The organism is Sedimenticola thiotaurini, from assembly GCF_001007875.1.
In the GTDB taxonomy this organism is placed as follows: domain Bacteria; phylum Pseudomonadota; class Gammaproteobacteria; order Chromatiales; family Chromatiaceae; genus Sedimenticola; species Sedimenticola thiotaurini.
Map to the genome: position 1 here is coordinate 1,300,160 of NZ_CP011412.1, position 21,133 is coordinate 1,321,292.

The 21,133-nt window shown below is 57.9% G+C and carries 16 protein-coding genes and 1 tRNA gene; 10 read left to right on the forward strand and 7 right to left on the reverse strand.

What is annotated here, in order from left to right; genetic code table 11:
- Window positions 1-213: 213 nt before the first annotated feature.
- The 4 genes from AAY24_RS05830 to AAY24_RS05845 all read left to right on the forward strand — a co-directional run bounded on the left by AAY24_RS05830 (window position 214) and on the right by AAY24_RS05845 (window position 7,497).
- Entirely contained in the window at window positions 214-3,666 is a 3,453-nt protein-coding gene (locus AAY24_RS05830) for an indolepyruvate ferredoxin oxidoreductase family protein (RefSeq protein WP_046858882.1), read from the forward strand.
- A 35-nt stretch (window positions 3,667-3,701) separates the two neighbouring features.
- Complete coding sequence (locus tag AAY24_RS05835) at window positions 3,702-4,751, forward strand: Glu/Leu/Phe/Val dehydrogenase dimerization domain-containing protein (RefSeq protein ID WP_046858883.1); 1,050 nt, start codon at window positions 3,702-3,704, stop codon at window positions 4,749-4,751.
- 748 nt (window positions 4,752-5,499) lie between these two features.
- A complete protein-coding gene (locus tag AAY24_RS05840; protein ID WP_046858884.1) occupies window positions 5,500-6,303 on the forward strand; it encodes an N-formylglutamate amidohydrolase in 804 nt (267 codons plus the stop codon).
- A gap of 39 nt (window positions 6,304-6,342) precedes the next feature.
- Entirely contained in the window at window positions 6,343-7,497 is a 1,155-nt protein-coding gene (locus AAY24_RS05845; RefSeq protein ID WP_046858885.1) for a carboxylate-amine ligase, read from the forward strand.
- Window positions 7,498-7,501: 4 nt separating this feature from the next.
- Here AAY24_RS05845 and AAY24_RS05850 read toward each other — a convergent pair whose 3' ends face one another.
- Entirely contained in the window at window positions 7,502-7,984 is a 483-nt protein-coding gene (locus AAY24_RS05850) for an asparaginase domain-containing protein (RefSeq protein WP_046858886.1), read from the reverse strand.
- Window positions 7,985-8,133: 149 nt separating this feature from the next.
- Between AAY24_RS05850 and AAY24_RS05855 the strand changes: the two genes are divergently transcribed.
- Both AAY24_RS05855 and AAY24_RS05860 read left to right on the forward strand, forming a co-directional pair.
- Window positions 8,134-8,934, forward strand: coding sequence for a TSUP family transporter (locus AAY24_RS05855; protein ID WP_199930504.1), 801 nt, complete (start codon window positions 8,134-8,136; stop codon window positions 8,932-8,934).
- Window positions 8,935-9,132: 198 nt separating this feature from the next.
- A tRNA-Gly gene (locus AAY24_RS05860) sits at window positions 9,133-9,208 on the forward strand.
- Between the two features lie 79 nt (window positions 9,209-9,287).
- Here the strand turns inward: AAY24_RS05860 and AAY24_RS05865 are convergent.
- The 4 genes from AAY24_RS05865 to thrC all read right to left on the reverse strand — a co-directional run bounded on the left by AAY24_RS05865 (window position 9,288) and on the right by thrC (window position 13,911).
- Entirely contained in the window at window positions 9,288-10,148 is an 861-nt protein-coding gene (locus tag AAY24_RS05865; protein ID WP_046858887.1) for an HDOD domain-containing protein, read from the reverse strand.
- A gap of 132 nt (window positions 10,149-10,280) precedes the next feature.
- The gene (locus AAY24_RS05870; RefSeq protein WP_046858888.1) at window positions 10,281-10,748 is read right to left on the reverse strand and encodes a hypothetical protein; all 468 of its coding nucleotides are present in this window, start codon (window positions 10,746-10,748) and stop codon (window positions 10,281-10,283) included.
- Between the two features lie 85 nt (window positions 10,749-10,833).
- A complete protein-coding gene (locus AAY24_RS05875) occupies window positions 10,834-12,381 on the reverse strand; it encodes an alpha-isopropylmalate synthase regulatory domain-containing protein (RefSeq protein ID WP_046858889.1) in 1,548 nt (515 codons plus the stop codon).
- Window positions 12,382-12,528: 147 nt separating this feature from the next.
- Window positions 12,529-13,911 carry a threonine synthase gene (gene thrC, locus AAY24_RS05880; protein WP_046858890.1) on the reverse strand — a complete coding sequence of 461 codons (1,383 nt, stop codon included), beginning with the start codon at window positions 13,909-13,911 and terminating at the stop codon, window positions 12,529-12,531.
- Window positions 13,912-14,131: 220 nt separating this feature from the next.
- Between thrC and AAY24_RS05885 the strand changes: the two genes are divergently transcribed.
- Together AAY24_RS05885 and AAY24_RS05890 are read left to right on the forward strand one after the other, a co-directional pair.
- Window positions 14,132-15,577 carry a helix-turn-helix domain-containing protein gene (locus tag AAY24_RS05885; RefSeq protein WP_046858891.1) on the forward strand — a complete coding sequence of 482 codons (1,446 nt, stop codon included), beginning with the start codon at window positions 14,132-14,134 and terminating at the stop codon, window positions 15,575-15,577.
- A 57-nt stretch (window positions 15,578-15,634) separates the two neighbouring features.
- Entirely contained in the window at window positions 15,635-16,264 is a 630-nt protein-coding gene (locus tag AAY24_RS05890) for a class I SAM-dependent methyltransferase (RefSeq protein WP_046858892.1), read from the forward strand.
- A gap of 21 nt (window positions 16,265-16,285) precedes the next feature.
- On the opposite strand, the gene AAY24_RS05895 is transcribed toward AAY24_RS05890, so the two are convergent.
- Entirely contained in the window at window positions 16,286-18,421 is a 2,136-nt protein-coding gene (locus AAY24_RS05895) for a YgiQ family radical SAM protein (protein WP_046858893.1), read from the reverse strand.
- 274 nt (window positions 18,422-18,695) lie between these two features.
- Window positions 18,696-19,556, reverse strand: coding sequence for a MarR family winged helix-turn-helix transcriptional regulator (locus AAY24_RS19605; protein ID WP_335337216.1), 861 nt, complete (start codon window positions 19,554-19,556; stop codon window positions 18,696-18,698).
- A 343-nt stretch (window positions 19,557-19,899) separates the two neighbouring features.
- Between AAY24_RS19605 and AAY24_RS05910 the strand changes: the two genes are divergently transcribed.
- Window positions 19,900-20,448: an REP-associated tyrosine transposase gene (locus tag AAY24_RS05910; RefSeq protein ID WP_082117054.1), complete on the forward strand. Its 549-nt coding sequence runs from the start codon at window positions 19,900-19,902 to the stop codon at window positions 20,446-20,448.
- A 199-nt stretch (window positions 20,449-20,647) separates the two neighbouring features.
- A complete protein-coding gene (locus tag AAY24_RS05915; protein WP_046858896.1) occupies window positions 20,648-21,088 on the forward strand; it encodes a DUF488 domain-containing protein in 441 nt (146 codons plus the stop codon).
- Window positions 21,089-21,133: the final 45 nt, after the last annotated feature.

Consider the following 21,133-nt stretch of genomic DNA (forward strand, 5'->3'; position numbering starts at 1 on the left):
GGTGGACCTGTCCACCCGACCATCCCTACCACCCATCCAGTTACGCGGCCTCTCCCGGCCAATCCGCACCGATCAGCTAGCCGCAACGTCTGATCGATTTAAACAGGCCGCACGACCAAGGTGCAGCGGTTCACGCCGTTGCCTGGTATCTGATCGTCGGCGACTGACTCTATCGGGCCACCGGGCCCGAAGCAGGCCTTGGGAGATCCTCATATGGCATTGGCTGATATCAAACTCGATGACAAGTACACCCTGGACACTGGTCGTGTCTACCTGACCGGCGTTCAGGCCCTTACCCGTCTGCCGATGCTGCAGCAGCAGCGCGACCAGCAGGCCGGTCTCAATACCGCCGGCTTCATTTCAGGCTACCGCGGATCCCCCCTGGGCGGTCTGGACAAGGAGCTCTGGAAAGCAGGCAAATACCTGGATCAACACCACATCAACTTCCAGCCCGGATTGAATGAAGATATGGCGGCTACTGCTGTCTGGGGCACCCAGCAGGTCAATCTGTTTGAAGGGGCCCGCTATGACGGCGTGTTCAGCATGTGGTACGGCAAGGGGCCGGGCATTGATCGCTCCGGTGACGTGTTCAAACACGCCAATGCGGCCGGCACTTCGCCCCATGGCGGCGTGCTGGTTATCGCCGGGGATGACCACAACAGCAAATCCTCCACCCTGCCGCACCAGACCGAGTACGCCTTTATGGACGCCATGATCCCGGTGCTGAATCCGGCCGGAGTCCAGGAGATTCTGGATTACGGGCAGATCGGCTGGGCACTGTCCCGCTACTCCGGCTGCTGGGTAGCGCTGAAGACCATTGCCGAAACCGTCGACACCTCCGCCTCGGTATCCATCGATCCCAAGCGGGTGCAGATCACCATCCCGGACGACTATGAACTGCCGGAGGGCGGACTGAATATCCGTTGGCCCCACACACCGCTGGAACAGGAGAGCCTGCAACATCGACATCGGCTCTACGCCGCCCTAGCCTTCGCCCGGGTCAACAAGCTGAACCGGATCGTCATCGACACCCCCACCCCCAGGCTGGGCATCGCCACCACCGGCAAATCCTACCTGGATGTGATGCAGGCGCTGGAGGATCTGGGAATCACTCCGACCATGGCGGCGCAGATCGGCATCCGCCTGTACAAGATCGGCATGAGCTGGCCCCTGGAGCGCGAAGGAGTGAGACAGTTCGCCGAGGGGCTGGATGAGATCCTGGTGGTGGAGGAGAAACGCGGCCTGATCGAAAACCAGATCAAGGAGCAGCTGTACAACTGGAAGGAGGCCGTCCGACCAAAGATCGTGGGTAAGTTCGACGAGTCCAACCAGTGGCTGCTGCCTTCCGCCGGGGAGCTGACACCAGCCCGCATCGCCCGGGTGATCGCCGCCCGGATAGAGCGTTTCCACCAGAGCGAAGTGATCGAGAAGCGACTCCACTTCCTGCAGAAAAAGGAGGCGGAACTGGCCCTGCCCCGGGTCACCCTGGATCGGGTACCCCACTTCTGCTCCGGCTGTCCCCACAACACCTCCACCCTGCTGCCTGAAGGGAGCCGGGCCACCGGGGGTATCGGCTGTCACTACATGGCCACCTGGATGGATCGCGGCACCGACACCTTTACCCAGATGGGGGGCGAAGGTGTACCCTGGATCGGCCAGGCCCCGTTCACCGACACCCCACACATCTTCGCCAACCTGGGTGAAGGCACCTACTTCCACTCCGGTGTGCTGGCGATCCGCGCCGCCCTGGCGGCCAATGTGAATATCACCTACAAGATCCTCTATAACGACGCGGTGGCCATGACCGGTGGCCAGCCGGTGGACGGCAGCTTCAGCGTCCAGCAGCTGAGCCGACAACTGGCGGCGGAAGGGGTGAAACGGATCGCCCTGGTCAGCGACGATCCGGACAAGTTCAAGGACCGCACCGAGTTTGCGCCGGACACCACGTTTGATCACCGGGACAACCTGGAAAAAGTGCAGCGCGAGCTACGTGAAACCCCGGGGGTGTCGGTGCTGATCTACGAACAGACCTGTGCCGCCGAGAAGCGGCGACGGCGCAAGCGGGGGCTGCTGAATGATCCCAAGGTACGTCCCTTTATCAACAGCGCCATCTGCGAGAACTGCGGCGACTGCAGCACCCAGTCCAACTGCCTGTCGATCATTCCGGTGGAGACCGAGTTCGGTCGCAAACGGGCCATCGATCAATCCTCCTGTAACAAGGACATGCGTTGTGTGGAGGGTTACTGCCCCAGTTTCGTCACCGTGCACGGCGGCCAGCTGAAACGGGTCGCCAGCCAGCCGGACGGACTGGAGTGGCCCGATCTGCCTCTCCCTGAACTGCCCGGCCTGGAGCGTCCGCACAACATCCTGCTGACCGGGATCGGCGGCACCGGCGTGGTGACCATCGGCGCCCTGCTTGGCATGGCGGCCCACATCGACGGCCGCGGCGTCACGGTGCTGGACATGACCGGCCTGGCCCAGAAATACGGTGCCGTGGTGAGTCACATCCGAATTGCCGTAAAACCTGAGGATATCCACGCCATGCGCATTGCCGCCGGTCAGGCGGACACCCTGCTGGCCTGCGATCTGGCGGTGGCCACCGGTTTCGAAGCCATGGCCAAGCTGAACCCGGAACGGACCGATGCGGTGATCAACAGCCACCAGGCCATGACTTCGGGATTCATCAAACAGAAGGATCTCACTTTCCCGGCCCCGGCCCTGGAGGCCCAACTGGAGAAGACCACCCGGCATGCCCAGTTCATCAATGCCAGCCAGCTGGCGGAGTCCCTGCTCGGGGATGCCATCGGCGCCAACCTGTTCATGGTGGGTTTCGCCTGGCAGAAGGGCTATCTGCCCCTCTCCCTGGAGGCGCTCAAAAAGGCCATCGAACTGAATGGCGTGTCGATCCAGGACAACCTGCGCGCCCTGCTCTGGGGCCGCCGTGCGGCGGTCGATCTGGAGGCGGTACAGCAGCTGGCCGCGCCGGACAAGCCGGCCGTTGCAGCCCCCAAAACCCTGGATGAGCTGATCGCTCACCGCAGCCAACACCTGACCGATCACCAGAACGCCGCCTACGCCAGACGCTATCGCCAGCTGGTGGAGCGGGTGCGGGAGCGGGAGCAGGTGCTTGGACTGAGTGGCCTGACTGAGGCCGTAGCGGAGAACTATGCCCGCCTGCTCGCCTACAAGGACGAATACGAGGTGGCCCGACTCTACAGCGACCGCGCATTCAGGGAACAGATCGCCAACCAGTTCGAAGGCGACTTCCACCTGGAATTCCATTTCGATCCGCCAATCCTGTCGAAGGCTGACCCGGAAACCGGCAAACACCGGAAGCGCCGGTTTGGCCCCTGGATGCTGAAAATGCTGGGACTGCTGCGACACCTGAAGGTGTTACGCGGCAGTCGCCTGGATCCGTTCGGCAACAATCCCGACCGGCAGCTGGAACGGGCACTGATCGAGGATTACGAAACCACCCTGGAGACACTGCTCTCTGGGCTGAACAGGGATAACCTGGAGACCGCCATCGCTTTGGCTCGACTACCGGAGGAGATTCGTGGTTTCGGCCATGTCAAACAGGCCGCAGCCGAGCAGGCCGCAATCCGACAGCAGGCACTGCTTAACCAATTGCTGGGAAACACGCTGGAAGCACAGCAGGCCGCGTGACAACAACCCTGACAAAAAACAAAGGACAATAAGCAATGAAACTGTTTAGCCATCACGAATTCGACAACCATGAACAGGTGGTTTTCTGCCATGACAAAACATCGGGGCTGAAGGCCATTATCGCCATCCATAACACTCACCGGGGACCGGCCCTGGGCGGCTGCCGTATGTATCCTTATGCCAGTGAAGCGGAGGCGTTGAATGACGTGTTGCGACTCTCCCGGGGCATGACCTACAAGTCCGCCATTGCCAACCTGCCCCTGGGAGGTGGCAAGTCGGTCATCATCGGCGATCCACATAGCGACAAAACCCCGCAACTGATCCGCGCCATGGGCGTGGCGGTGGAACGCCTGGGCGGTCGTTACATCGTGGCGGAGGACTCCGGCACCAGTGTTCCGGACATGCTGCTGATGAGTGAGCAGACCCGCCATATCTCCGGCATTGCGGAAAAGTTCGATGCCGACGGCAAGCGGCGCAGCGGCGACCCCTCCCCCATTACCGCCCGGGGCGTCTTTGTGGGCATCCAGGCGGCGGTCAGATACCGCCTGGGCCGGGATGATCTGCAGGGGGTCCGGGTGGCTATTCAGGGCCTGGGCAACGTGGGTTATCACCTGGCCAGCCAGCTGCGCGCCGCAGGCGCCCGGCTCTGGGTCTCCGATATCAATCAGGCGGCAGTGCAGCGCGCAGTCGACGAACTGGGGGCCGTGGCGGTGGCCAACGGGGAGATTTATGATCAGGCGGTGGATCTGTTCGCCCCCTGCGCCATGGGGGCGATTCTTAACGACACCACCATCCCGCGCCTGCAGGCCCGAATCGTGGCCGGGGCTGCCAACAACCAGTTGGCGGACAAACGCCACGGCCAGGCATTGATGGAACGGGGCATACTTTACGCCCCGGACTATGTGATCAACGCCGGCGGAGTGATTGATGTCTGTTACGAACGATCGGACATGGATCCGCAGCAGGTGATGGAACAGGTGGATGGTATCGGCGACACCCTGACGGAGATCTTCAGCCGCGCCGAACAGCAGCACAAACCCACCGATGTGCTGGCTGATCAGCTGGCGGAAGAGCGGTTCAGCTGAAGCCTGATCAGCGCCGGTGCAGGATCAAAGGTTCTGCGAGGATAACGGCGAAGAGAACATTGGCCGATTGAAGGGGATTCGCCCGGCCAGCCGGCCTTCGGCGAGGTACTTTTGTGGCCAAAAGTACCCAAAAGCCTTTCCCGGTCAGCCTGCCCTGCGTGTGCTCTGCGCTTCTCGGCCCGAGCGGCGCGTGAAAAAACTCGCCGCGTTGCGGCTCAGACAATTTCACGCTTGATTCCGCTCAGTCCTGCGATGCTCGACAGGCTGAACGGGGTTGGCGCACTATCATACAGTCTGCCAATCGGCTTGTTCGCCATAAAGCAGGTAACCCGGAGTTCGGGGCCGGCAGGATAGTCCGACTTCCACGCCACCGAGTATCGCAGCCGGCGACGGAAAACGGCGCGCATTTGTCTGAGCGCAGCGAGTTATGCGCGCCCCGTCGCTGGCGAGAAACGCAGGGAACCCCGCAGGGGTGGCGTGGTGGAGCGAGGGTTTTGGTTACTTTTACCCCTAAAAGTAACCCTGTCCACAGGACCGGAATCCTCATTGTAAAACAAATTTCGCCCGGCCAGCCGGCCTTTGGCGAAGCACTTTTGAGGCCAAAAGTACCCAAATACCTTTTTCCAGGCACAGGGTTATTGATACCGGACAATGCCGGTGACCACTCCGTTGGTGGAGCCATTCTCCATCAGATATACTGACATATAAGGGCGCAGACACAGGCGCCACAGCGAACAGGACAAGGTTCTTGGAACGCCCAGATACCGCACAGACCCCGACCCACCAGGATCTCCTCACCCCGGAAGAGCCGCCGGCCTGGGAGGAGTTAAACAGTGAGAGCCAATCCCCGCTGCTGCTGGTCTGTGACCACGCCAGTAATCGGGTGCCCCATAAACTGGCCCATCTGGGTCTTGATCTCAATATTCTGGGCATGCACGTCGCCTACGACATCGGCTGTGAGAAGCTGACCCGCCTGCTGGCCAGTCACTTCAACGCAACGGCCCTGCTGGCCAACTACTCCCGCCTGGTGATCGACCTGAACAGACACCCGGGTGATGGCTCATCCATACCCGAGGTCAGCGATGATATCGAGATTCCCGGTAACCACGCCCTGACGCCGGACCAGATCAGGCAAAGAGAGATGGCCCTGTTCTGGCCCTATCACAACCAGATCGAACATATTCTGGGCAGAATTGTCAGTCGGGGCCAGACACCGATACTCTGCTCCATTCACAGTTTCACCCCCATATTCAAGGGATTCAGCCGTCCCTGGCATATCGGCATTTTGTGGGATCGGGACCGGCGGATCGCCCAGCCTATGCTGGAGAGCCTGAAAGCCGCCCAACGCTTCAACGTGGGTGACAATGAGCCGTACCATGCGCGTAATCCGGTCGGCTTTACCATGGATGTGCATGCGGAGAAAAACGGCTACCCCCATCTGCTGATGGAGATCCGCCAGGATCTGATCGGACAACAGGCGGGAGTCACTGAATGGGCCGAAATCATCCATAGCCATCTAAAACCGATCCTGGCTCGGATGACCTTTACCTGACGAGCACCATAGCAATAAACCGGTCGACCTGGAGGGCACATGAAGGAACCGTCTTTTACCATCGGTATCGAAGAGGAGTACATGCTGGTCGACAGGGAGAGCCGCAATCTGATCAGCCAGGCACCGAAGACCATGCTGAAAGAGTGCGAGGCGTTGCTGGTGGACCAGGTTTCACCGGAATTCCTCCAGTGCCAGATCGAGGTGGGCACCCAGATCTGCAACAGCCTCTCCGAGGCCCGGGAGAATCTCGCCTATCTGCGCCGTACCGTGGCCGGTGTCGCCGAACGGCACAACCTGGCACTGGTTGCCGCCTCCACCCATCCCTTTGGCAGACCGAGCCAACTGGAGCATACCCGCAAGAAACGCTACAACCAACTGGCCAACGACCTGCAGGAGGTGGTACGGCAGCTGGTGATCAGCGGCATGCATATCCACGTCGGCATCGAGGACGACGACCTGCGCATCGACCTGATGTCCCAGGCTACCTATATACTGCCCCATATCCTGGCGCTCACCACCTCATCGCCCTTCTGGCGCGGCCGCAACACCGGCCTGAAGTCCTATCGTATCTCCCTGTGGGACGGCATGCCCAGAACCGGCCTGCCGGACTATTTCGACAGCTACGGGGAGTACGAACGGCATATCGCGGTACTGGTCAAGGCCGGCGTTATCGAGGACGCCTCCAAGATCTGGTGGGATATCCGCCCCAGCCACCGTTACTCCACCCTGGAGATGCGCATATCCGATGTCTGCCCCCGGCTCGATGATGTGCTCTGCGTAGCGGCCTTCTATCGCTGCTGGCTGCGCATGCTCTACCGGCTCCGCCGCAGCAATCAGCGTTGGCGGCGCTATAGCCTGTTTCTGATCAACGAGAACCGCTGGCGTGCCCACCGCTACGGGATCGACGAGGGGCTGATCGATTTTGGCCATGGGACCATTGTCCAGTTTGACGAGTTGATGGATGAGGTGCTGGAGCTGTTACAGGAGGATGGGGAGTTTTTCGGCTGCCAACAGGAGCTGAACCACATGCGCACCATTGTCCGGGAAGGCACCAGCGCCCATCGTCAGGTCAGGGCTTACGAGACGGCACTGGCCGACGGCATGGAGCATGAGCAGGCACTGCGGGAGGTAGTGGGTCTGCTGATCGATGAGACCCTGGTAGGCACCGAAGCGTCCGCTGCCTGGCAGCCGTGACGGCTCAGACCGCCTCGAACCGGTGTGCAGCCACATTCTTGCGCGCATGCAACGGATCGAACACCTGACCGTTCATGGCCACGTAGATGCCGGGCGGCATCATCTGCACCGTGGCAATCGCATAACCGATATTGAAAACCGCATCGCTGTAACGCAGCCGGGCCGGCTGCATGGAGCCGACCAGGACAATGGTCTTACCCTCGATCCCCAGTAACGCCCGGGCGGTCTCCACCATGGTATCGGTGCCATGGGTCAGCAGAATGCGCGAATCCGGATCCTGGCGAATCCGCTCCGCGATCAGCGCCCGGTCTGCATCATCCATATCCAGGCTGTCCTTGCGCATCAGGGATTCCAACTCGTAATCAAAGGTGATGTTGGCTTCCCGCAACAGCTCCACAATCTGCGGTTCGCCCACCTGGAACTCACTCTTCTGATCAAAATAGATCTTGTCGATGGTGCCACCGGTGGTATAAATCTTGATCTTCATTGCGGTGTATCCCCTAGTCGTAGAGCGTCTGTCGGTTATAAAGTGATGGGATGCCATTCAGTGTATGCTGCCATACTCAACTCGGCTAACATGCAGCTATTTGCGCCGGGTGCCAATCATGCCTGAAACGCCACTGTGGACCAACCATTATGTCCGTTATTGAACTGTCGGCGGAGCTCCTGATTCTGCTATTTGTTACCGGCCTGCTGGCCGGCATGGTGGATGCAATCGCCGGCGGTGGTGGACTGATCGCCCTGCCCGCCCTGCTCGCCACCGGCATGCCACCCACCCAGGCCCTGGCCACCAATAAGTTGCAGGGCTCTTTTGGCACCTTCTCCTCGTCGCTCTATTTCATCCGCAACGACCTGATCAAGCTGGGTGAGCTGAAATTGATGATCGCCTGCACCTTTGTCGGTGCCGTGGCAGGAACCCTGGTGGTGCAGCGGATCAGCACCCAGTTTCTGGCCGGTATCATCCCGCTGCTGCTGATCGGCATGGCGCTCTATTTCCTGCTCTCCCCAACCATCAGCGACGAGCATCGCAACGCCCGTATCACACCCTGGCTGTTTTCCTTGACCGTGGGGTTTGGTGTCGGCTTTTATGATGGTTTTTTCGGGCCGGGTGCCGGTTCATTCTTTGCCATCGGTTTTGTCGGCCTGCTCGGCTTTGGGCTGACCCGGGCTACCGCCCACACCAAGGTACTCAATCTGACCAGCAATCTTGCTTCCCTGAGCTTTTTCATTCTCAGCGGTCACGTGGTCTGGAGCATCGGACTGATCATGGGAGTGGGACAACTGATCGGCGCCCGGTTTGGCGCCCGGCTGGTTCTGAAACGGGGCGTACGGTTGATCCGCCCCATGATCGTGCTGGTCTGTATCCTGATCAGCGCCAAACTGCTGCTGGAGAATTACCCGGCCCTGCTGGCCTGGAGCGGTCTCACGCAACACTGAACCAGTGGTTTGGGGAGCGGGTTCCGGGCGCTCCTCAATGGCCCGATCAGTAGAGAAATCAATCTGCCGGACAGTCCGATAACCGGACCGGAATGCCCCTTGGCGGCCAATCCGTCAACCGCTCGAAAATCTGCCAGAAATTTCAGTTAGCGCTTGACATGACAATCATAATCAATAGAATACCGGCCTTCGATTGATGCGGGAATAGCTCAGCTGGTAGAGCACAACCTTGCCAAGGTTGGGGTCGCGAGTTCGAATCTCGTTTCCCGCTCCAAACACAAAAAAGCCCGGGACCGATTGGCCCCGGGCTTTTTTTATGCGCGATTCAAAAAAGTAAAACCATCCGCGACCGATCAGTTCAGCATATCGCTCAGTTCCGACTCGTCCTCTTCAACTTGCACGGATTTATCCAGGTTTGCAATCAGGTCCAGGCCCACCCGTATGCAGGCCAGGTTGCTGCTGATATCCAGGCCGGCCCAGCGCTGTTCAGTTCCCTGGTGGCTGAGAATGTTCGCCACCTGGATAATATCTACGTAGTCCACCTTGTCCCCTTTCGGCACACGATCCAGCTTGTCATGGCTGGCAGCCACGTCCACCAGGGCGGGATCGAAGTTCCAGCGCGACAGCATGAATTTACCGATCGGCATGTGCAGTTTATCGACCACCTTGTCGAGATTCTCCTCGCTCTCCAGCAGGAAGGGATATTCCGTGGCCTTGATCAGTACCGGAATGACACCCACGTCGTGAATCAAACCGGCCAGCATCGCCTCATCCTTATTCAGATGGGAAAAGTGGGACGCCAGCAGGGTCGCCTTGGTAGCCACATCCACACTATGTTTCCAGAGCGCTTCCATTCGCGATTGCAGGGGTCTGAAGGCGGTGGTGAATACATCCCGCATCGCCAGGCTGAGAATGGCGTTCTTAACCGCATCAAAACCGATCCGGGTGATGGCCATTTTCACGGAAGTGACGGTACTGACGCCCCGGTAGAGCGGGCTGTTGGCGTACCGCACCAACCGGGCCGCCATGGAGGTATCCTTGCTGATAATACGCGCCACATCGGCCATGGAACTGGCCGCATCATTGACCACCAGCAGTGCTTCCAGAGAGATCGCCGGCAGAGTGGGCAGCCGAATACGGTTACTCTCGATATCCGCCACCAGGGTGTTTGCGAACGCCTTTACATCAAATTTAGGAGTATCACTATCACTCATGCGGCAACCAAAGGATATAGATTAAGTTGAGTAATCCAAAAAGGCTATTATCAGTCAGATTACAGTGGAGAAAAACACCCCTGGCCGGAATATGGACTGAAAAAATGGAACCAGCTCCCCATCTCTGTCCGGCTATTCAACCAGAATAGACACAGTTCGGGCACTCCAGGTCTCGCCACCGATGGCGGGACGGCCCTGATCATTCCAGAGTGAAGCGATCTGGGGGAAGGATATGGCATTTTCCTGCAGTTCCACCGCCTCCCGTCTCAGGGCTGCGATGTAGGCGGTTTTTCCGATGCTCTGGATCAGGCCCACCAAGTCAACTGTAATGCCATGCTGCGCCTCCAGAATTTCGATCGTTTCGTCCAGAGTGTGCCCCTGCTTCTCCAGCAGTTCATTGGCCAGCGGTTTCAGTTCAGGCGCCTGCTGATCAGAGCTCTCGTCCACCTGCTCAGCAAGAACCTGTTCCCTGACCACTCTCCAGGTCTTGACACTCTCCCGGGTCGCCTCGGTAGACAGGTGTGTGTAACGCTTATTCAACTGATCCAAGCGCTCGGCACAGGCTTCGATGGAATCAAACAGTTTTTGCATACTTTCCATGAATTACTTTTCCATTTGCATAGAGCTTACCCGGAGTTAGCGACATACCACTGAAAATCTTTAAATCAGACCGGACAGCTGCGCGCTACCTCTCGGCCAGTTTCTCCTGCCGATGCAGCAGGATATTGAGCATGCGCATGGTGGCGTTGATAGCGGCAAACACCTGGTTGTAGTGGATACCACGGGTGTTATAGCTACGCCCATCGATCTCCCAGGCGATTGATGCCTCGGTCAGCGCATTGGTCTTGCCTCCCCGGGGGATACGCACTTCAAAATCCACCAGTTTCGGCAACGGCACATCATGCTTCTTCAGCACCTTGGCCACTGCGTGCATAAAGGCATCGAAACCGCCATTCCCGATGCCGGAGGCGCGCACCTCCTCACCCTTTATCAGTACCCGGATGCTGGCGGTGGACTCCAGGTCGAGTCCGGATGTAATGGAGCAGTTCAACAGTTCAATGTGGTGATAGTCCTTGCTCTCCAGCACCTCGGCAATGATAAAAGGCAAGTCATCGGAGGTGATCGCCTTCTTCTCGTCACCCAGTTCCACCACCCGCTTCAGCACCTTCTCCAGATTCTCCGGAGAGAGGGAGATATCCATCCGCTCCAGGTTTTTCTGCAGCGAGGCCTTGCCGCTCATCTTGCCCAGGGCATAACTGCGGCGACGGGAGAAGCGCTCGGGTGTCAGCTTGGTCTGGTAGAGTCCGCCCTTCTTGTCCCCATCCGCATGGATACCGCTGGTCTGGGTAAACACGTCGGCGCCGATAATGGGCGCGTTGTCCGCCACCCGCTTGCCGGAGAAGCTCTCCACCATCTGGCTGAGCAACACCAGGTGGGATTCGTTAATACCCAGCTTGATGCCCATCTGATCCTTCAGGTTGACCGCCACTTCCGCCAGGGAGGCGTTACCGGCCCGTTCACCGAGGCAGTTCAGGGTACAGTGGATGGAAGAGACCCCGGCTTTGACCGCCATCACCGCGTTGGCGGTCCCCAGACCATAATCGTTGTGGGGATGGAAATCGAACTGGCACTCCGGGAAACGTTCGATCATGTCGGTGAGATCGCTGTACACCTCATCCGGGGTGAGTACGCCCAAAGTATCCGGCAACATGAAATGCTCGATGCCGAGCCCCTTGAGGCGGTCCATCAGTTCGTAGACATACTCCCGGTTGTCCCGATAACCGTTGGACCAGTCCTCCAGGTAGATATTGACCTTCATGCCCTGTTTGTGGGCGTAATTGATGGTCTTCTTGATATCCCCCACGTGCTGGGTCAGGCTCTTCTTCAGCTGGTTGACACAGTGGTTCTCGCTGCCCTTGGCCAGCAGGTTGATGACCCGGCCGCCCGCCTCCCGAATCCAGTCCACGCTGCGTTTGAAATCGACAAACCCCAGCACCTCGACCCGATCAGCCAGACCCACACTGTCCGCCCAGCGGATAATCTCCGCCACCGCCGCCTTCTCGCCTTCGGAAATTCGCGCTGAGGCCACCTCAATGCGGTCAACCTTAAGCAATTCCAGCAGCGATTTGGCAATATTCAGCTTCTCTTCCGGTGAAAAGGAGACCCCCTGGGTCTGCTCACCATCACGCAGGGTGGTATCGACGATCTTGATCTGTCTGGACTCTGTTGCCATGATTTTTATTCGCTGATTTTTGATTAGTCACTGATTGCCAATGACGGACAGGCATGGGCCTATCCGCCCTCTGTATCTGGATCTCGACAGGAGATTGGGCCTGGCGCAGGCCGGCTTATCAACCGGAATGACCCCATGCCTTCGGGATCAGTCGGCCAGGGTCGATTTCATGAAATCCCGGATCACCCCTGCATCCGCAGCCAGCACGGCGCAACGGGTCTCTTTCTCCATCAGACCCTGCAGCGAAGGGGGCGGTTCGGACTCCACGCCGATCGCCTCTTTCACCGCCGCGCCGAACTTGGCCGGATGGGCCGTTGCCAGGCAGATAGCGCCGGGGAACGCCCTGGCCGCATGCACACCAACCGCGGTGTGGGGATCGAGAATATAACCGGTCTCGGCATAGGTTTCCCGGATCTGTTCCCGGGTCTCATCTTCACTCACGGCCGCCGCATGGAACAGCGCTGCCACTTCGGCCCGCTTCTCCGGCGACACCTCCAGCTTGCCCTCCCGGCCCATCTGCTCCATCAGCTCCCGCACTTTGGCGGGATTCTGGTCCATCAGGAAGTAGAGATAACGCTCAAAGTTGGAGGAGATCTGGATATCCATGGATGGACTGATGGTGGGATGGACCTCGCCGGTCTGATAGACACCGCTGTTAACGAAGCGGCTCAGGATGTCGTTGCGGTTGGTGGCCAGGATCAGGCGCTCCACCGGCAGCCCCATACGCAGGGCCACGTAGCCGGCGAATATATCGCCAAAGTTTCCGGTCGGAACCGAGTAGGAGACCTTCTGCGAAGCATCCCCACCACTCACCCGCCCCCAGGCGTAGAAGTAGTAGACCACCTGGGCCAGGATACGCGCCCAGTTGATGGAGTTGACCGCACCCAGCTTGTACTCCTGTTTGAAGTCGAGGTCGTTGAACAGCTCTTTGACAATCCGTTGACCGTCGTCAAAAGTGCCGGTGATGGCGATATTGTGCACGTTTGCATCCAGCACCGTGGTCATCTGGCGCTCCTGGATGGGCGACACCCGTCCCTTCGGATGCAGGATAAAGATATCAATCCGCTCCTGGCCCCGCACACCATAAATGGCCGCCGAGCCGGTATCGCCAGAGGTGGCGCCCAGAATATTCAGGCGCTGGCCACTGCGCTCCAGCAGCAGCTCAAACAGGTTGCCCAGGAACTGCAAGGCCACATCCTTGAAGGCTGCGGTGGGACCGTGGAACAGTTCCAGAATCCGCAGGTTGCCCGGCTCCACCAGCGGGGTCACTTCCGGATGACTGAAACTGGCATAGGATTTCTCAACCAGCGCCACCAGCTCCTCACGGGAGATGTCCTCCCCCACAAAGGGCTGCATCACCTCCACCGCCAGCGCCTGGAACGACAGCTTGGCCCAGCGCTGCAAGGTTGCGGCATCGACCTGCGGAAAGGACTCGGGCAGCAGCAGACCGCCATCGGTGGCCAGTCCCATCATGACGGCCTGAGAAAAGGAAACCGGCTCTATGCCCCCTCGGGTACTCACATAACGCATGGTTGATCGTCCTCGATCCTGATAATGGTAAAAACGCAACAGCGGGCCAGTATACCAGTCTTGAGCAGAGAATCAGATTCCAAGCTACCCTTTGAAGCGTTATCTGCAAATCTTTTCAAACTGTATTGCTAACACAGGATATGTAACATAAGATTCTGTTTGTTATATATTTTTATGCAATTATATTTACAATTCAGCATATTCAACGAGTCCTTGGCGAATGACAAAACTGACCAACCTGGGTAGTCGAATCCGGAAGCTGCGGGATCAGAAGGGCCTGACCCAGGCCGCACTGGCGGAAAAGATGGCCATTTCAGCCAGCTATCTCAACCAGATCGAGAACGATGCCCGCCCGCTCAACAAGCGCATCCTGACCAAACTGGAACTGGCCCTGAACATCGACTTCACCGACTGGACCGAGGATGAGGACCGGCGCGCCAACCAGTTGCGGGAGTCCCTCAACGACCCGATCTTCCGGGGTTCCGATATCGCCATCCATGAACTGCGGGAAGTGGTCTCCACCTCGCCCCGGCTGGCGGACCGTTTCCTGCAACTGTTCCGTGCCTATCAACGCCTCCAGGTGGATCACCAGACCCTGTCCGAATCGATTGCCGGTGAAGAGCGCATCAAAGCGCTGCATGGTGCCCAGTTCCCCTATGAAGAGGTGCGTGACTTCTTCTATCGGCGCAACAACCATATCGAATCCCTGGACCAGGCGGCCGAATCCCTGTTTGAGGCGCAGCGGTTTGAAATCGACAACCTGGAACAGAACCTGACCGAATTCGTCAGGCAGCAGTACGGCATCAAGGTACAGCTGAACAGTTTTGAACAGAAAGGCTCACTGCAGAAAAAGTACAATGCCACCAACAAGACCCTCTACCTGGCCAAACCCTCCTCCCCGGCCCGACGCTCGTTCCATATCGCCTACCAGATTGCCCTGTTGCGCTTCCACGATCTGATCGAGCAGGAACTGGCCGACGCCGAACTGGGCAGCAGCCAGGCCCAGGCGATCTGCCGGGTCGGCCTGGCCAACTATTTTGCCGGCGCCCTGCTGATGCCCTACAGCCAGTTTCTCAACGACGCCCGGCGGCTGCGCTACGACATCGGCTGCCTGAGCGGGCTCTACGGCACCAGCTTCGAACAGGTGTGTCACCGCCTCAGCACCATGCAGCGGGCCGGTGACAAGGGCGTCCCGTTCTATTTTGTACGGGTCGACATGGCCGGCAACATCTCCAAGCGACAGAGCGCCACCAGTTTCCACTTTGCCCGACTCGGCGGCGTCTGCCCACTCTGGAACGTGCATGAAGCCTTCTCTTCCCCCGGCACCATCCTGCGCCAACTGGCCAGAATGCCGGACGGCAAGACCTATCTCTGCCTGGCCCGTACCGTATATGAATCCGACACCAGTTACCTGCAACCGCAGCGCAAGTTCGCCATCGGCCTGGGTTGCGAGATCAAACACGCCCACAAGCTGATCTACTCCACCGGTCTCGACCTGGAAGATCCGGCGGCCGTGGAACCGATCGGTGTCAGCTGCCGGGTGTGTGAGCGCCGCGACTGCCCGCAACGGGCCTTCCCGCCCCTCTCCCGGCGTATCAGCATCGACGAGAATGCCCGCAGCGCATTCCCCTATTCCTTCGAGGATTCCGACTCCGGTGAGCGCTAGACAACGGCTGACACGACACGCCCGACCTATTCCCGTAAACATCAGTCGGAGAACGCCATGAAACCGATCGACCGCAAAGCACACTGGGAACATCTCTACCAGAGCCGCGACGCCGACAAGATGAGTTGGTTTCAACCGGCCCCGGCACGCTCCCTGGAACTGATCGCCCAATGTCACCTCGCCCCGGAAGAGACCATTATCGACGTGGGCGGCGGCGCATCCCGGTTGGTTGATCATCTTATCGAGGCCGGTTACCGCTCCATCACGGTACTGGATATTGCCGGGGCGGCCCTGGATCTGGCCCGGGCGCGCCTGGGGGATCGGGCAAGCCAGGTCGACTGGCTGGAGGCGGACGCCACCGATTTCCAGCTACCGCACCAGGTACACCTGTGGCATGACCGGGCGGTGTTTCACTTCCTCATCCAGGCGGAGGAGCGGCATCGCTATCTGGCCAATGTAAAAAAGACGCTGCTGCCGGGCGGACACCTGATTATCGCCGCCTTCGCCCCGGAGGGGCCGAAACAGTGCAGTGGATTGGATATTGTTCAGTATGACAGTCGGAAGATTTCCGCGGAGCTGGGGCACGCCTTTAAACTGCAACAGACCCGGCAGGAGACCCACCAGACACCGGACGGCACGGAGCAGCAGTTCAACTACTTTCTGTTGCGCTTCACCCCGGCGCTGTAGAGCCGCCCCGGCGAGCCCGGATCAGCGCCGCTTACCGACCCGCTTCCGGCCACCGGCAACCTTTCTCGCCACCGGTGGTTTGATGCCACGGGGGGTACGTTTCACCTGACTGCCCCGACGCCCATCCCGTTTACCGGTGCCTTCCGGCTGCCAGGTCGGCACCAGGTGACGCTTGCCATTGCCGATCAGGTCGGCCCGGCCCATCTGCTTCAGCGCCTCCCGCAGCAGCGGCCAGTTCTCCGCATCGTGGTAGCGTAAAAAAGCCTTGTGCAGCCGCCGCTGGCGCGCCCCCTTGGGGGTCGACACCAACTCTGAATCCCGTTTCACTTTTTTCAGCGGATTGCGATCCGTGTGGTACATGGCGGAGGCGATTGCCAGTGGCGTGGGCAGGAACGCCTGCACCTGGTCGAGACGGAAGTCGTTCCGCTTCAACCACAGTGCCAGGTTGAGCATATCCTGGTCCGAGGTGCCGGGGTGGGCGGCGATAAAGTAGGGGATCAGATACTGCTCCTTGCCCGCCTCCCGGGAGTACTTCTCGAACAGCTTCTTGAAGCGGTCGTAGGTACCGATGCCCGGCTTCATCATCTTGTCCAGCGGCCCCGCCTCGGTGTGCTCCGGGGCGATCTTCAGGTAACCGCCCACGTGGTGGGTCACCAGCTCCTTAATGTATTCCGGGTCCCGCACTGCCAGGTCGTAACGCAGACCGGAGGCGATCAGCACCCGCTTCACCCCTTTCACTGCCCGGGCCTTGCGATAGAGCTGGGTCAGGGAGCTGTGGTTGGTCTGCATATGCTTGCAGACATCCGGGAAGACACAGGAGAGCCGGCGACAGGCGGACTCGATCTTCTCACTCTCGCAACGCATCCGGTACATGTTGGAGGTGGGCCCACCCAGGTCGGAGATGGTGCCGGTAAAACCCGGCACCGTATCGCGGATGGTCTCGATCTCATGGATCACCGATTCGTGGGAGCGGTTCTGGATAATGCGCCCCTCGTGCTCGGTGATGGAGCAGAAGGTACAACCACCGAAACAGCCGCGCATGATCGGGATGGAGAAGCGGATCATCTCCCAGGCCGGGTTTTTCGCCTCGCCATATGCGGGATGGGGCTTGCGGGTGTAGGGGAACTCGTAGAGCCGGTCGAACTCGTCGGTCTCCAGCGGGATCGGTGGCGGGTTGAGCCACACCTCCCGCTTGCCGTGCCGCTGCACCAGGGCCCGGGCATTGCCCGGATTGGTCTCCAGGTGAAACACCCGCGAGGCGTGGGCATAGAGCACCGGGTCCGCCACCACCTGGTCGAACGAGGGGATACGCACCACCGCGTGACTGCGGTCGGACTTTTTCGGCCGCTGATGAAAAGTGACCACCTGACCATCTGCAGCCGGGGCCGACTCACAGGCCGGCTCACTCTCATAGGGCGAGGGTTTCGGATCAATCCGGCCCGGCTCATCCACCGTGCTGGAGTCGATCTCCAGCCACCCCTCCGGCACACTCTGGCGCATGAAACCGGTGCCCCGCACATCGGTAATCTCGCTGATCGGCTCGCCCCGGGCCAGCCGGTGGGCCACCTCCACAATGGCCCGCTCCGCGTTACCGTACATCAGCAGGTCGGCCTTGGAGTCCGGCAGAATGGAGCGCCGCACCTTGTCAGACCAGTAATCATAATGGGCAATACGGCGCAGGCTCGCCTCGATCCCGCCGATGATAATCGGCACCCCTTTGAACGCCTCCCGGGCACGCTGGGCATACACCACCACCGAACGATCCGGCCGCTTGCCGCCCTCCCCGTCCGGGGTATAGGCATCGTTGGAGCGGATCTTGCGGTCGGCGGTATAGCGGTTGACCATGGAGTCCATGTTGCCAGCGGTGATACCGATAAAGAGATTCGGCTTACCCAGCCGCTGAAAATCCTCCACCGAGCGCCAGTCCGGCTGGGCGATGATACCGACCCGGAACCCCTGGGCCTCCAGCAAGCGACCGATCAGCGCCATACCGAAACTGGGGTGATCCACATAGGCATCCCCCGTCACCAGGATCACATCGCAGCTATCCCAACCAAGCTCATCCATCTCCGCGCGGGACATGGGCAGCACCGGCGCTGTGCCAAACCGCTTGGCCCAGTACTGGCGATAGGAGAAGAGATTGGGAGCCGATTGCATGGGAAATATTCCGTGAAGAGAGTTGACGGAACAGTATACCCGGTTGGCTGAAGGAATGCAGGCGGGCATGGCTTAACCTGATGAAATAAAAGGTTAAACCAGGACAATAAGCCACCCACCTTAAAGCCGAAGAAACGATATCCCGCTGTATAAAACCTACTCGTTAAATAGCCAAGCTTGAGCGGGCAATCGAAATGCTTTTCACCTAATTTGAATTTGTTGACAGCCTCCCATGAATTTAACGCATATCTACAACACTCGGCTTAATCAACTATTAGCGGTTTAAAGTATCAGAGATTCTTTTAAGGACTGACAGTGTAGTTTCGAGTTCTACTTTCGTAATACCAATGGAGCATTTCGTTGCCCATTCTGTTTGTTTTTCATCCAACTTCAAATAAACCTCTTCACCTAGTTCTGACAGACTGATCAACTTGGCACGCTTATGATCTGGATTCTCGTGAAAGATCAGGAGTTGATCCTCGTACATGGCATCAACCAATCGTTGTACAGCTTGTCTTGTTAACCCCATGCTTCTTGCTATCTGTGAAGCAGTTTGCGGCTCACCGGCCAGTGAGAGTGCCCCCAGCACTTTCCAACGAGCACTGGTGACGCCATACTCAAAACCCATCTGGTCACCTTCACTAACCAGCAATCCTCCTAGTCTGAACACTTCAAGCACAATATTGGTGAATACTGAACCTTTCCCGGATTCTTTCATCTGCAATTCTTCCAATAACTTGACAACATGTTGACAACCAAATACATCACTCGCATAATGACAATATGTTACCAAATTAACGCTTCCGGAAGAAACTATGACACTTCTACTCCATAGATTCGCAGCATTAGTAGCCATTTTGTGTGTAGCTATGTTTTTTTCAGCAACTCTTCTTGTCGAAATTTTTGGTGACACGACAACTATCGCAACGGTAAAAAGTTTGATTGTATCGCCGGGACTTTTCATCCTGGTCCCTTCCATCGCGCTGACTGGTGGAAGCGGTTTTGCCCTGGCGAAATCACGAAATGGAAAATTGACCCAACTGAAGAAGCGCCGAATGCCGATTATCGGTGCAAATGGCATAGTCGTATTAATACCCTGCGCAATACTGCTAGACCACTGGGCTTCCGCTGGCATGCTCGGCACCCATTTCTATATTGTCCAAAGTATTGAGCTGTTAGCAGGAGGGATTAATCTTATACTAATGGCAATGAACATCAGAGATGGTCGCAGAATACATACCAAATTGAGTGTCCGACCTATGTTCGAAAGATTGTAACCCTTGGAGAATTATTACTTGCTGGGCACAAACCCCGGGGACAACAAAATGATGCTCGAAGACGCAACATTTGAGGAGAGAATAGCCCCTTGGGGATGAAAGACGTGCCCGTCCTACCAAACTAAAACAGTTGCAGACAAGTAGGGTGGGCACGCCTTTCGTGCCCACGCGGATCAAACAACAATCAAAAATCGAACAAGGATGTCTCGATACAGACGAACTCATAACAAAGGCACCAGCTATTTTTTCACGGTGGTGACCTATCGCCGACAACAGATCCTATGTGATCTGCAAATACGCACAGCGTTGCGACAGGCTATCAAAACGGTGCGCGAAAAATACCCATTCAAAATAGAAGCGTGGGTTCTGTTGCCTGATCATTTGCATTGCATCTGGACACTGCCACCGGATGACGTAAATTATTCGTTTCGATGGGGAATGATCAAACGCTTGGTCAGCAGAGCCTGTGCGAAAGATTACAAACGGCACGATTGGATCAACGCTTCAAAACGTAAGTATCGGGAGTCGACGATCTGGCAGCGCCGCTATTGGGAACACCAAATCCGGAATGAGCAGGACTTTGCCCGGCATGTCGATTATATTCACTACAACCCGGTCAAACATGGCATTTGTAACCGGGTGATGGATTGGCCCTACTCCACCTTTCACCGGGAGGTGGCGCGAGGTATTTATACAGAGGATTGGGCTGGGGATAAGACAAAACCGGTTGGTGGGGATTTTGGGGAATGATATACCGCGTGGGCACAAACGACGTGCCCACCCTACCCATATTGGAACGCCGCGACACCCACCCTACTGCCCAATGCCTGATGCTATTTTACGGAGCAAAGAAACAACAAGTATTTGTCTGCGTAACCCTGGGGACAGCGTATAATGACGGCAGTGCAAGCTTGTAGCGACTACCGTCTAAGACTATTGGTGCGGAATAATGCATGTCTATACTATCGGGTTCACCCAGAAAAAAGCGGAGCATTTTTTTACCCTTATCCGTAACTCGAACATACGCACCTTAATTGATGTACGGTTGAATAATATTTCACAACTGTCCGGTTTCGCTAAAAAAGATGATCTGCGCTTTTTTCTACGGGAGTTATGTGACGCATCATATATTCACCTACCTGACTGGGCACCAACCAAGGATATACTCAGCGCATACCAGAAAAAAGCAATCACGTGGGATGCTTACCAGGATAAGTTTCTGAATCTCATGGCACGCAGATCAATAGAAAAAGATGTGGATCAAAGCGTTCTGGAGCAGGGTTGTTTACTCTGTAGTGAACACCAACCGCATCACTGCCACCGCAGGCTTGTGGTGGAATACTTGAACGAGCATACCGGGCTCGAACTTCAGGTTAAGCATTTAATATAGTTATGGCACCTTCCTTGGTTCTCGTTACTACCCGACTATTAACAG